This window comes from Microbacterium cremeum (assembly GCF_015277855.1).
Lineage (GTDB): Bacteria > Actinomycetota > Actinomycetes > Actinomycetales > Microbacteriaceae > Microbacterium > Microbacterium cremeum.
This window is the reverse complement of sequence record NZ_CP063812.1, coordinates 203,595-216,407: the sequence shown is the minus strand read 5'-3', so window position 1 is coordinate 216,407 and position 12,813 is coordinate 203,595. Positions and strand designations below refer to the sequence as shown.

Below are 12,813 nucleotides of genomic sequence, written 5' to 3'. Positions count from 1 at the left end.
TCACGCCCACTTCTGCGCGAGCGTCGTCACGACGTTGAGATTGCGGTTCGTCGCGACGCCGAGCAGCTTCGCCGCGCCCAGCGGGTCGACCGTGCCCGCCTCGTACCCGGGGCGCAGCAGCGCATGCGCTGCGCGCCCGCGCACGACCATCTCTCCGGCATCCGTCTTCAGCGCCGCGATGCGGGCGACGGTCTCGTCGGGCAGCTCGTCCTTCATGAGGTAGACGTAGTGACGCGCGAGACCGGGGTTCTCGCCGCTCAGCCGGTCGGCGTCCCGGGCGATCTCGGCGAACTCGGCGATCGAGTAGACGATCGCCGGCACCTCGAACCCCCGGTCGGCGAGGAACGCCGACTCGAGCGCGGCCTCGATCTTCGCGCGCGAGCGCATGGGCGTCGAAAAGCGCACGTTGCCGGTGTTGATGTGGGTCTCGACGTCGGTGAACCCCACGCCCTCGACCGCACGGCGGATGTCGTCCTTGGGGAACTTCCGGTTGGCGCCGAGATTGATCGCGCGCAGGAACGCCACGTAAGTCGGCATGACGTCATCATGACGGATGCCGCGGCCCGCGGCATCCGTTATCGTCGTCGTCATGCAATGCCTGTGACCCGCCTTCGTCACCATCGCGTCCCGAGCGGGCGCCGAATCGGCATGCCGCGTCGCGGCTGCCAGGAAAGGCATTGCATTGTTCCCTCACACCGAACCCCTTCCGCTGCGCGGCAGGACCGCGCTCGTCACCGGCGTCTCGCGCCGTCGCGGCATCGGCTTCGCCGTCGCCCGGCAGTTCGCGCGGCTCGGCGCCGACGTCTTCATCCACCACTACTCACCCCACGACGACGATCAGCCGTGGGGCTCCGACGACCTCGACGCGGTGCGCGCGGGGCTGCGGGCGGAGCTGACGCCGGGCGCGCAGCTCGGCGACATCGGTGCCGACCTGCGGGATGCGGCATCCGTCCCCGTCGTCATCGAGGCCGCTCGCGCGTTGACCGGCCGGCTCGACGTCCTCGTCTGCAACCACGCCCTGTCGGGCGGCGACGGCTCGATCCTCGACATGACGGCCGAGCGGCTCGACGCGTTCTGGCAGACGAACGCGCGATCGACCATCCTGCTGACGCGCGAGTTCGCGGCGCTCCACGGCGGTGAGTCCGCCGGATCGCGCCCCGGCGAGCGCATCGAGCGGAAGGGGCCGTTCACCCAGCCGACGGGACGCGTGTTCTGGATGACGTCGGGCCAGATCCACGGGCCCATGCCGGGCGAGGTCGCGTACGCCGCGAGCAAGGCGGTGCTCGCGGGTCTCACCACGACGGTGGGCGCCGAGCTCCTGACCCTCGGGATCATCCTCAACACGATCGACCCCGGTCCCGTGAACACCGGGTACCTCGATCCCGAGACGACCGACCGGCCGCTCGAAGAGATCGAGGCCTGGATGCGCGCCACCCCGTTCGGCCGTTACGGCGAGCCGGACGACCCTGCGCGCCTCATCGGGTGGCTGGCGACGGATGCCGGAGCCTGGGTGGTCGGCCAGGTGCTGACCACCGACGGCGGCCTGCGCCTCGCCTAGACCCCCCCGGGCTCGGGGTTTCCGGGGCTCGGGGTTTCCCGGGGCTCCGGGGGCTCCGGGGGCTCCGGGGGCTCCGGGGGCTCCGGGGTTCCGCAGTCGCTTTTCGCGCATCTACCCCGCCCAGACCCGCACCTAGTGACTGCGGAGAACATCCCCCTCGGCGCCGCGCGCTCCCGCGCCCCGCACTCCACGCTCCCGCGCCCCGCGGCTCCGCAGTCACTTTCCGCGCATCCACCCCGCCCAGACCCGCATCTTGTGACTGCGGACCGCCATCGCGTTCCGCGTCGGAAGGCTCCGCAGTCACTTTTCGCGCATCCGAACCACGCGGAACCGCACTTTGTGACTGCGGAGCACCCGCACGTCGCACCGCGCACCCGCACCCCGCACCCGCGCCGCGCGGCGCGCCGACGCCGGGCGCTAGAGACGAACGACCTCGGTGATGCGCACCACGGCGGTGCCGGACTCCTCCGAGGCGGCGAGGTCGACGACGGCCCGGATGCGCCAGTCGTGGTGACCCTCGGGGTCGTCGATCGTCTGCTCGACGCGCCAGACGCCGTCGGCCGCGGCATCCGTCTCGTCCACTGTCACGAGGCGGGGCGAGCGCGCGGGGCCGCCGGTGAGGATCTCGTCGTGCTCGTCGAAGTAGGCGTCGAGGGCCGCCGGCCAGTCGGCCTCGGGATCGAGCTCGACGAGTTCGTCGTCACGCTGCCGGGCGGCCAGCTGCACGCGACGGAACAGCTCGTTGCGCACCAGCACGCCGAACGCGCGGCGGTTCGTGAGCACCGACGGTGGCGCGGGCGGCACCACCGGCGCCGTCGGGTCGTCGACGGGGTTGATCAGCGCCTCCCACTCGTCGACGAGGCTCGAATCGACCTGCCGCACGACCTCGCCGAGCCACGCGACGAGGTCGTGCAGGTCTTCGGTCTGCGCCTCGGCGGGAACGGTCTGCCGGATCGCGCGGTACGCGTCCGACAGGTACCGCAGCACGAGGCCCTCGCTGCGCGCGAGCTGGTACAGCGAGATGAGCTCCGAGAACGACAGGGCGCGCTCGAACATGTCACGCACGACGGACTTCGGCGACAGCTCGAAGTCGCGGATCCACGGTTGGCTCGACGCGAACACCTCGTAGGCCTGCGTCAGCAGCTCTTCGAGCGGCTTGGGGTAGGTGACCTCCTCGAGCGCCTCCATGCGCTCGTCGTAGTCCATGCCCTCCTGCTTCATGGCGGCGACGGCCTCGCCGCGAGCCTTGTGCTCCTGCTGCGACAGGACCGGCCGGGGATCATCGAGCGTCGCCTCGATGATGCTCACGACATCGAGTGCGTAGTGGCCCGTGCCGGCGCCGACGCCCGCATTCCCGGTCCCCGCGCCCTCCGCATTCCCGGTCCCCGCGCCCGTCGAGGGGTCGAGCAGCTCGATCGCGGCGAGCGCGAACGGTGAGAGCGGCTGGTTGAGCGCGAAGTTCGGCTGCAGATCGACGGTGAGACGGATGCGGGGACCGCCGTCGCCCGCACGCCCGGTGCGATTCGTCTCGCTCGCCCCTCGCTCGCTCGACGACCGGGTGCTCTCGGTCGCGGAACGAGCGAAGCGAGACGAGGCGTCGTCGGCATCCGCGCGGTCGATCTCGACCACGCCGGCCGTCAGCAGCGTGCGGAAGATCGCGATCGCGCGCCGCGCGAGCTCGTAGCGCCGCGCGCGCGGCTCGTGATTGTCGAAGACGAGCGACCGGACGTTCTCGAACACGTCCCCGCCGCGAGCGATGACGTTGATGAGCATCGCCGCGGTCAGCTGCAGGTGCGGCACGAGCGGCTCGGGCTCGGCCTCGACGAGGCGCTCGAACGAGCCGAGACCCCAGTTGACCACGCCGGTCGGCGCCTTCTTGCGCACGATCTTCTTGCGCTTGGCGGGGTCGTCGCCGGCCTTGCGCAGCGCCGCCTCGTTCTCGATCTCCCACTCGGGCGCCATCACCACGACGGTGCCGGCGGTGTCGAAGCCGGCGCGGCCGGCGCGGCCGGAGATCTGGTGGAACTCGCGGGCCGACAGCTGGCGCATCTTCGTGCCGTCGAACTTCGACAGCGCCGTGATGAGCACGGTGCGGATCGGCACGTTGATGCCGACGCCCAGGGTGTCGGTGCCGCAGATGACCCGCAGCAGCCCGCGCTGCGCGAGCGTCTCGACCAGGCGCCGGTAGCGCGGCAGCATGCCGGCGTGGTGCACGCCGATCCCCGCGCGCACGTACCGCGAGAGGGTGCGGCCGAAGGCCGTCGTGAACCGGAACCCTCCGATCGCCTCGGCGATGGCGTCGCGCTGCTCGCGGCTGACGATCTTGATCGACGACAGCGCCTGGGCGCGCTCCATCGCCGCGGCCTGCGAGAAGTGGACGACGTACACGGGCGACTGCCCGGTCTGCAGCAGCTCATCGACGGTCTCGTGGATGGGCGTGCGCGCGTACGAGAAGTGCAGCGGCACGGGGCGCTCGACTCCGGTGATGCGCGAGACCGGGCGGCCGGTGCGACGCTCGAGGTCTTGAGCGATCGCCGTGACGTCGCCAAGCGTCGCCGACATCAGCACGAACTGCGCGCGCGGCAGGAGCAGCAGCGGCACTTGCCACGCCCAGCCGCGCTCGGGGTCGCCGTAGTAGTGGAACTCGTCCATCACCACCTGGTCGACCGCGGCATCGGCGCCCTGGCGGAGGGCGAGGTTCGCGAGGATCTCTGCCGTGCAGCACACGATCGGCGCATCCGGGTTCACCGACGAGTCGCCGGTGACCATGCCGACGTTGGCGGCGCCGAAGATCTCGACGAGTGCGAAGAACTTCTCGCTCACCAGCGCTTTGATCGGAGCGGTGTAGTACGTGCGCCCGCCGCGGGCGACGCACGCCGCGTGCGCGGCGACTGCCACGAGCGACTTGCCGGTGCCGGTCGGGGTCGACAGGATCACGTGCGACTCCGACACGATCTCGATGACGGCCTCGTCCTGCGCCGGGTACAGCGCGAACCCCTGGTCGCCCGCCCACTCCACGAACGCGTCGTAGAGCGCGTCGGCGTCCGGCGATTCGCGTGCCGATGCCTCGGCCGCGGCCGCGATCGTCTCGAGGAGTGTCACCGTCCGAGTCTGCCCCACGATCCGGCGCCTGCCGCACGGTGGCGGAACATCCCCGCGCGCACCTACGTTGAGAAGAGGACGACGAAAGGATGCCGATGCCCGCCTCCGAGGACCAGATCACCGTCCGACGCAACGACGACGAGAACCGATACGAGGTGTGGGTGGGCGACGTGCTCGCCGGCTACACCGAGTTCTCGCTCGACTCCCGCGGGCGCTACGTGTACCCGCACACCGAGACCGATCCCGCGTTCCGGGGTCGCGGACTGGCGCAGACGGTGGTGGCCGAAGCGATGGCAGACTCCGCGCGCCGTGGGGAGACGGTCGTGCCGCTGTGCCCCGTCGTGGTGCGCTATCTGCGCGAGAACGACGTGCCGGGGCTCGAGGTCGAGTGGCCCTCGCGCGTGAGCGCACACTGACATGACCCGGCTGGACGCGACGCCGGGCGTCGAATCCGTCCTCCGACGCCCCCAGGAACCGGATTCCGCGGCCGACGGACCGCGGGCGCTGCTGCTCGAGACCCGCGAGGTGCCGCTCGGCGGGGTCCGGGCGATGGAGGTCCACCGCTCGCTGCCGCAGCGCGAGCTGCCGCTCGTCGGCGCGTGGTGCTTCCTCGACCGGTTCGGACCGCAGGTCGCGCGCATGCGCGTCGAGCCGCACCCCCACATCGGGCTGCAGACCGTGACGTGGCCCTACCGGGGCGAGGTTCGCCACCGCGACACCCTCGGCAGCGACGTCGTCGTGCGACGCGGGGCCCTCAACCTCATGACGAGCGGTGCGGGGATCGCCCACTCCGAGTACTCGGTCGGCGAGGATGCCGTGCCGCTCGACGCGCTGCAGCTGTGGGTCGCCCTCCCCGAGTCCCGGCGCCACGGACCTCCCGCCTTCGAGCAGCACGCCGTGCTGCCCGACGTGCCGCTCCCGGCGGCCGCGGGCGAGGACGGCAGCGCGACGGTGGTGCTCGGCGATTTCGCCGACGTCTCGTCGCCGGCGACGACGTACACCCCCATCGTGGGCGCCGAGCTGCGCATCGCGCCCGGGTCGACCGTGCGCGTGCCGCTGGACCCCGCGTGGGAGCATGCGCTGGTGGCGGTCGAGGGCGAGGTCGCCGTCGAGGCCGGCGCGGCCGGCGCACCCGTCACGCTCGACGGCGCGCACCTGCTCTATCTCGGCATCCGTCGGGATCACGTCGTGGTCTCGAGCACGACCGGCGCGACGCTGTTCCTGCTCGGCGGCGAGCCGTTCGAAGACGACATCGTGATGTGGTGGAACTTCGTCGGCCGCTCGCACGAAGAGATCGTCGAAGCGCGCGAGGCGTGGGAGGCGGACGCTTCGACCGGCGCCGGGACGGGCTCGGGCGCGGAGCGGTTCGGGCACGTCGTGGGTCACGGCGACGAGCGCATTCCGGCTCCGCCGCTGCCTGCCGTGCGGCTCACGCGCCGCCGGCGCCGCGTCTGACTCCACGCGGTCCGCAGGTGCGCCGCGCTTCGGGCGCCCCGCGAACGGAAGAGGCGCCCGGGCCTGGGCCCGGGCGCCTCCCCTTTGTGCAGTTCGTTACGGCACGTCGACCGAGACGACGGTGCGCACCTGCGAGTCGCCGTAACGGACGACACCCAGGTAGCTGCCGGCCTCGAGACCCGACCACGACAGCGTGTACTGCGTGGGCACGGACTCGGTGACCGGGAGCGGGTTCGGCGTCGCCGTGAGCGATCCGAGGCCGCCGGGCGTGACGACCGCCGAGGTGGCCGTCCACGTGAACGGAGCCGTGTACGAGTACACGTGCGCTTCGATCAGGTAGTAGCCCGGAGTCGGCGCGGTCAGCTGCACCGACTCGTCGGCGGACGCCGACGCGGACTGCCACACCTGGTAGTAGCGCCAGTCCTCGGGACCGACCACGCGGTAGACCGAGAGGTCGAGGTCCGACCCGGTGTCATCCGACGAGTCGAGCGCGAAGCGGGCGAGCTCCGTGCCCTCGGTCACCTCGACCAGCTCGTACGTGTAGCCGTCGTCGGCGGCGCCCGTGGTCTCGGTGCCGTTGATCAGCACCTGCTCCGGAGCGAGGCCCGCGAGGTTGAGCGGCAGCTCGCCCGACAGGCCCGGCGTGATCTCGATCTCGATGCTGCCCTCGGCGCCGTTGCCCTCCACGTCGGCCGGAGCGGCCGCCGTGACGGGGAAGATCGCGATCGGGGAGCGCACCGCGGTCGCGCCGGAGGTCCACGTCAGGAAGCCCGTGGCCCACTCCTCGACGGCGGCATCCGTCTTCGAGAAGGTGACCGTGAACTCCTTCGTCTCGCCCGCAGCGCCGAAGGTCAGCGTGCTGGGCTCGACGACCGCGTCGATTCCGGGGACGTCGATCGCAGCGGTGAACGTGCCGGCCTGCGTCGAGGTCACCGAGCGGGTGACGGTCTGCGGGCCGGGGAACGTGCCGATCGCGATCGAGGCGAGGTTGAGGTCGCTCGCGTCGATCGGGTCGATCCCGTCGAACGCGGCCAGGCCGAGTCCTTCGAGATAGGCCGCCCAGTCGGCAGCGCCGTTCTGGTAGACCAGGCCCGGCTCGAAGTACTTCGTCGGGTCGACGTGTCCGGCGCCCTGCGCGAACGGGTCGGTGCTGTCGGAGCCGTCGGCCCCCACCGTGTTGTACGCGGTCGTCATGAGCGCCGACTTGATCTCACCGGGAGCCGCGAGCGGCCGCTCGCCGAGGTACAGCGCGCCGAGGCCCGCCACCTGCGGCGACGACATCGAGGTGCCCGACTTGAAGCCGAAGGTCGGCGCGGCACCCGACGCGTTGTGCGTCGCCGCGAGGATCGCGACGCCAGGAGCCGACACGTCCGGCTTCAGCACGTCCGCACCGTCGGCGAGCATCGGGCCGCGGCTCGAGAACCCGGCGACCTGCGGGGTCGGGGTCTCGACGCCCGAGACGTTGTCACCCACGAGCGTCGCGGTGGCATCGGCCGTGTTGCGCACGTAGTCGAGCAGCGCCGTGCGGTGCTGCGCGTCGATGTGCACGGTCGGCACCGAGTGGAAGTCGTTGTCGAGCGAGCCCGGCGTGACGTTCACGAGGATCATGCCCGCACCACCGGCTTCGGCGACGGACTGCGACTTCTCGACGCGGGCGATGACCCCGCGGTCGCACACCACGATCTTGCCGGCGACCTTGGCGGGGTCGAGCGTGCCGAGGTAGCACAGCTCGGCCTCTGCCTGCGCGGCGCCCGCCGCGGCGACATCGCCCGAGTACACAACCGGTCCGGTCATGGTCTCGCCGAAGGGGACCGTGACCGACGCACCGACCGCCTCGAACCCGTTGGGCAGCTGGACGGTGCCCTCATACGTCGGGATGGTGGATGCCGCGACCGTGGTGTACCACGGCGACGCGTGGTCGGCCGTCACGGCGCCGGGGCCGTCGTTGCCCGCGCTCACCGCGACGAAGACGCCCGCCGCGGCCGCGTTGAAGAAGGACACGTCCTCGGGCTGCAGCACGGTCTTGGCCGCACCACCGCCGATCGAGTAGTTGATGACGTCGACGCCGTCGGCGACGGCCTGGTCGATCGCCGACAGCAGGTCGCTCAGGGCGCAGATGTCGTCGTTCGTGGCCAGCACGTCCGGGCCGACGTAGCACGCCTTGTACGACGCGACCTTGGCCGCGGGCGCGACGCCCGAGATCTTGCCGAAGTCGATGCCCTCGACGGTGGTGTCGACCCCGAAGTTGCCGGCGGCCGTGCTGGCGGTGTGCGAGCCGTGACCGTCTCCGTCGCGGGGGGACTTGAAGTCGTACTTGAAGTCGAAGCCAGCAGCCGCGGCACCGGAGTAGAACGCCTGCCCGCCGACCAGCTTCGTCGAGTACGCCTGCTTGCTCCAGTTCTGACCCGCGACGCGCGTGCTGCGGAACTGCGTGCCGTCCGCCTTCTCGTAGACGACGGTGTCACCCTCGACCCACGGCTCGGCGCCGCGCTTGTTCTTCAGCTTGGCGCCGGCGAAGGAGGGGTTCTCCGGCGCGATGCCGGTGTCGACCACGCCCACGACGACACCCTGGCCGGCCTCGTCGACGCCGCCGACGGCATCCCACACGCCTCCGCTGCCGGCATCGCCGGCACCCAGGCCCAGGAACTCGGTCGACGGAACCGCCACGGGGTGGCGGACCTCGTCGGCGAACACGCCGAGGACGTTCTTGTCGCTGCGGAGCTTGGCGACCGCCGAGCTGTCGAGGTCGGCGGTGAAGCCGTTGAGGGTCACCTGGTAGGTCGCCGCAGGCTCGACGCCTGCGGCGTCGGCGACGGCCTTCTGCTCGTTCTTCAGGTGCGCGATGTACTTCTGCGAGTTCGCGGAGTGGGCGTCGAGCTGCTTGCCCTTGTCGGGCTTCGTGCGCTGGATCCCGGCCTCGCCGCCCTCGTAGGTGGCCAGCGGTGCGTCCTTGAGCAGCACGATGTATCGGCCTGCCGGCGAATCGATCGGTATGGGTGTGTTCACCCCCTCCGGTGCTGCGCCGAAGCTGGCGGTGGCTGTACCGGTGAACAGTGCGGCGAGTGTGACGACCGCTGCTGCCCGCACGGAGGATCGACCCATGTTTGGCCTCCATCGTGGTCCTGCAGAAAGTGCTGCGCCACATCGTTGGGGCGCAGCTCGCTCCAACGTAACTCTCAGGTGAATCCCAGTAAATGAGAGCTCTGTGAGAAACGCGCCGCCGACGGCCGGTAGCCTGGGCAGGTGGCGCCGACTTTCCGACTTTCTACGAGCGTTCTGCTCACGTGTGCGGCCATCGGCGTGGCGACCGGTGTGCTGCAGGCGGGGGCGGGAGCCATCAGCGGCTTCATCTCGGCCGGTGTTCCGATCCTCTACGGGCTCGTGCTCGGCGTCCACGTGCTGCCCGGCGTCGTCGCGCAGGATCTGCTGCGGCGGCCATGGGTCGCGCTCATCACGCACCTCATCGCCGCGCTCGTCGCGAGCGCGATCGTGCCGCTGTGGATCGGCCGCTACGTCGGCACGGCGATCCTCATCGGCGGCCTCCAGGAGCTCGTCGCCGCGATGTCGCGCTACCGGCGCTGGGAGCCCTGGCGCTTCTTCGTCTCGGCAGTCATCGTCGGCGTGGTCATCGCGGTCGCGATCTGGTTCGCCGCCGACGTGTCGAAGTTCCCGTTCTGGGGCCAGGTCGTCTACGTCTCGCTGTTCGTCGTCGGGCCCGTCGCCTGGACGGCGGTGGGCCTGGCGATCGGCGCGGCCCTGCGCCGTGCGGGGGTCGCGCGCCGCAGCCGGCTCTGAGACCGGTCGCGCCCGCTGGTAAGGCTGGGCTAAATTAGGGGAGGCTAAGTTCACCTCTCCTCGGAAGTCTCCGTGACCGCACACGAGCGCGACCCTTCCGCCGCGCGTGCGGCGCACCTCGGCGTCCCCGCCTCGCGGACCCTCGCGAGCCTGCGCGCGGTCGCGATCACGCACGAGGGCGAGACCGATCCGGTTCCGGCATCCGTCACGCCCCCTCCACTCGCCGCCGGCGCGTCGAGCGGAGCCTCCGGGCAGGTGGGCCCGGTCACGTTCGACATCGCGGCCGGCGAGGTGGTGCTGCTGCTCGGCCCGAGCGGATCGGGCAAGTCCACGCTGACGCTCGCGCTCAACGGGCTCATTCCGCACGCGGTCCCCGCGGCGGTGTCGGGCACCGTGCGCATCGACGGGCTCGACACGCACGAGTCGACCGTCGCCGAACTCAGCACGCGGGTGGGCATGGTCTTCCAGGACCCCGACGCGCAGCTGGTGACCGGCACGCTCCTCGACGAGGTGGCCTTCGGCCCCGAGAACCTGCGGATGCCGGTGACCGAGGTGCTCGCGCGAGCGGAGTCCGCGTTGCGCCGGGTCGGGCTGTGGGAGCGCCGCACCGAGAACCCCGACCGCCTCTCGGGCGGGGGACGCCAGCGGCTCGCGATCGCGTGCGCGCTCGCGATGGGCTCTCCGCTGCTCGTGCTCGACGAGCCGACCGCGAACCTGGACCCGCGCGGGATCGAAGAGGTGTACGCGGCGCTCGCCGAGCTCGTCTCGGCCGGCGACCGGGCGATCCTGCTCGTGGAGCACAACCTCGACGCGGCGATCGGGTTCGTCGACCGCGTCGTCGTGCTCGACCACCACGGGCGGCTGGCCGCCGACGGCACCGTCGACGAGGTGCTGCGCCACCGCGCCGGCGAGCTGCAGGCGATGGGGGTGTGGCTGCCCGTGTCGACTCTCGCCGCGCTGCGGCTGCGGCGCGCGGGGTTCGCCCTCGACCCGCTCCCGCTCACCCCGGACGAGCTGCGCGCCGCGCTCGACGCCGAGGACGGCCCCCCGCTCCGGTCGCTCACCGGCCCCCGCTCGCTCGACGACCGTGAGCCTCAAACACCGCTCATCACCGCCCGCAACCTCACGCTGCGTCGTGGCCGGAGCGAGGTGCTCCACGGCGTCGATCTCGACATCCCGCGCGGCGAGTTCGTCGCGGTGGTGGGTGCGAACGGGGCCGGAAAGACCAGCCTCATCCAAGCGCTCGCCGGCGTCGTGCCGCCGCCGCGCGGCACCGTGCACGTCGACGGCATCGACGTCGCCCGCGCCGGGGCGCGTGCGCTCAGCGCCCGCATCGGGTACGTGTTCCAGAACCCCGAGCACCAGTTCATCGCGCACACGGTGTTCGACGAGATCGCGCACGGCCTTCGCCGCCGCCACCTGCCCGACGACGAGGTGCGCGCCCGCACCGAGGCGCTCCTGGAGCGGTTCGGGCTCGGCGACAAGGCCGACAGCCACCCGTTCCTGCTGTCGGGCGGGCAGAAGCGGCGGCTGTCGGTCGGCACCGCGCTCGTCGGCGGTTCGCCCGTGCTGGTGCTCGACGAGCCGACGTTCGGGCAGGATCGCGCGCGCGCCGACGAGCTGCTCGCACTGCTGTCGGAGCTCAACGCCGAAGGCACCACGATCATCGTCGTCACCCACGACATGCAGCTGGTCACCGACTACGCGCACCGCACGGTCGTGATGGCCGAAGGACGCGTGCTCGCGGCAGGCCCGACCTCGGAGATCTTCGCCGACGACGACCTCATCGCCCGCGCCGGCCTGCGCCCCCCGCCGCTGCGACGCGCCCTGCGCGGGCTGCAGCGGCATCCGCAGCTCTCGCGCGTGTCCCGGCTCGCCGACCTCCCCGGCCCCGCGACCGACCTCCCCCTGGCGCCGACACCTGCTCGTCCCCGGTCCGAACTCCTGAAGAACTGCGCGGATTCGCCCGAACCCGCCGATTCCGACCGCTCGACCGCAGAATCTCAGGAGTTCGGTACGCCGGCTCGGACTCCACATCCGCGCGGGGGTGCCGGATGACCGAGACCGGACCCCTGACCGCGGCGACGGCCGCGCACTCGTCGTTCGATCCGTACTCGCGGCGGGTCGAGGCATCCCCGGTCCGCTTCCTCTACGGCCTCAACCCGCTCGCGAAGCTCGCGGCGCCGCTTCCCGCGATGGTGCTGCTGGTGTTCGTGAGGGATGCCGCGACCCCGGCCGCGTTCCTCGTGCTCGCGTACGTCGTGCTGCTGGTGGGCGTGAAGTTCACGCGGCGCCTCGCGGCGATCCTGCTGCTGGCGCTGCCCCTCGGCGCCCTCGTGATCGGGTTCGGCTTCTCGCTGTGGACCGATGCCTCCCGCGTCGACCAGTCCGTCGTCGTGTGGCAGATCGGGGGGTGGACGCTGTACGGCGGCGCTCTCGACGTCGGCTTCGCGACGGGACTGCGGCTCGCGGCGATCGTCGCACTCACCCTCATCGCCGGTCTGTCGACGACCGGGCCCGACCTGGTGCGCGCCGGTGTGCAGCAGCTGCGCGTGCCGTACCGCATCGGCTACACGGCGCTCGCCGCGTTCCGCTTCGTGCCCCGCTTCGGGCACGAGCTCGACGTGATCCGCCAGGCGCACCGGGTGCGTGGCGCCCACGGCGGCCGCGGTCCGTTCGCCGCGGTGGCGCGCTGGTTCGGGTACGTCGTGCCGCTCATGGCGGGCGCGATCCGCCACGCCGAGCGGGTGGCCCTCGCGATGGACGCCCGCGCATTCGGCGCGCACCTCGACCGCACCGAGCGATATCTGGTGCCGTTCCGCGCACGCGACACCGTCTTCATCGTGCTCTTCTGGGCGGTCTCGGCCGCCCTCTTCTGGCTCCTCTTCCCGTGGAGCCTGTAG

Annotated in this window: 9 protein-coding genes; 6 read left to right on the top strand and 3 right to left on the bottom strand. The window is 71.7% G+C overall.

Annotation, left to right across the window (positions count from 1 at the left end):
- Positions 1-591, bottom strand: coding sequence for a DUF1697 domain-containing protein (locus tag IM778_RS00940; protein WP_228484673.1), 591 nt, complete (start codon positions 589-591; stop codon positions 1-3).
- Between the two features lie 91 nt (positions 592-682).
- Between IM778_RS00940 and IM778_RS00935 the strand changes: the two genes are divergently transcribed.
- Positions 683-1,558: an SDR family oxidoreductase gene (locus tag IM778_RS00935; RefSeq protein WP_194410239.1), complete on the top strand. Its 876-nt coding sequence runs from the start codon at positions 683-685 to the stop codon at positions 1,556-1,558.
- Positions 1,559-1,975: 417 nt separating this feature from the next.
- Here the strand turns inward: IM778_RS00935 and IM778_RS00930 are convergent, their stop codons facing one another.
- Complete coding sequence (locus IM778_RS00930; RefSeq protein ID WP_194410238.1) at positions 1,976-4,660, bottom strand: DEAD/DEAH box helicase; 2,685 nt, start codon at positions 4,658-4,660, stop codon at positions 1,976-1,978.
- A gap of 95 nt (positions 4,661-4,755) precedes the next feature.
- Here IM778_RS00930 and IM778_RS00925 point away from each other — a divergent pair, with 95 nt between their 5' ends.
- A complete protein-coding gene (locus IM778_RS00925; protein WP_194410237.1) occupies positions 4,756-5,076 on the top strand; it encodes a GNAT family N-acetyltransferase in 321 nt (106 codons plus the stop codon).
- A gap of 1 nt (position 5,077) precedes the next feature.
- On the top strand, positions 5,078-6,115 hold the full coding sequence (locus tag IM778_RS00920) for a pirin family protein (protein ID WP_194410236.1): 1,038 nt from the start codon (positions 5,078-5,080) through the stop codon (positions 6,113-6,115).
- 96 nt (positions 6,116-6,211) lie between these two features.
- Here the strand turns inward: IM778_RS00920 and IM778_RS00915 are convergent, their stop codons facing one another.
- Positions 6,212-9,217, bottom strand: a complete 3,006-nt coding sequence (locus tag IM778_RS00915; RefSeq protein WP_194410235.1) for a S8 family serine peptidase — start codon at positions 9,215-9,217, stop codon at positions 6,212-6,214.
- 141 nt (positions 9,218-9,358) lie between these two features.
- Here IM778_RS00915 and IM778_RS00910 point away from each other — a divergent pair, with 141 nt between their 5' ends.
- The 3 genes from IM778_RS00910 (at position 9,359) to IM778_RS00900 (ending at position 12,813) form a co-directional block, all read left to right on the top strand.
- Positions 9,359-9,910 carry an ECF transporter S component gene (locus IM778_RS00910; protein WP_194410234.1) on the top strand — a complete coding sequence of 184 codons (552 nt, stop codon included), beginning with the start codon at positions 9,359-9,361 and terminating at the stop codon, positions 9,908-9,910.
- A gap of 72 nt (positions 9,911-9,982) precedes the next feature.
- Positions 9,983-11,968, top strand: coding sequence for an ABC transporter ATP-binding protein (locus IM778_RS00905; protein ID WP_228484672.1), 1,986 nt, complete (start codon positions 9,983-9,985; stop codon positions 11,966-11,968).
- Positions 11,965-12,813, top strand: coding sequence for an energy-coupling factor transporter transmembrane component T (locus IM778_RS00900; protein WP_194410233.1), 849 nt, complete (start codon positions 11,965-11,967; stop codon positions 12,811-12,813). The genes IM778_RS00905 and IM778_RS00900 overlap by 4 nt, the downstream gene beginning before the upstream one ends.

Excerpts from the sequence above, each read along its gene's own strand:
- IM778_RS00900 (WP_194410233.1), top strand. The coding sequence starts at position 11,965 with ATGACCGAGACCGGACCCCTGACCGCGGCGACGGCCGCGCACTCGTCG.
- IM778_RS00925 (WP_194410237.1), top strand. The coding sequence starts at position 4,756 with ATGCCCGCCTCCGAGGACCAGATCACCGTCCGACGCAACGACGACGAG.
- IM778_RS00915 (WP_194410235.1), bottom strand. The coding sequence starts at position 9,217 with ATGGGTCGATCCTCCGTGCGGGCAGCAGCGGTCGTCACACTCGCCGCA.
- IM778_RS00920 (WP_194410236.1), top strand. The coding sequence starts at position 5,078 with ATGACCCGGCTGGACGCGACGCCGGGCGTCGAATCCGTCCTCCGACGC.
- IM778_RS00940 (WP_228484673.1), bottom strand. The coding sequence starts at position 591 with ATGACGACGACGATAACGGATGCCGCGGGCCGCGGCATCCGTCATGAT.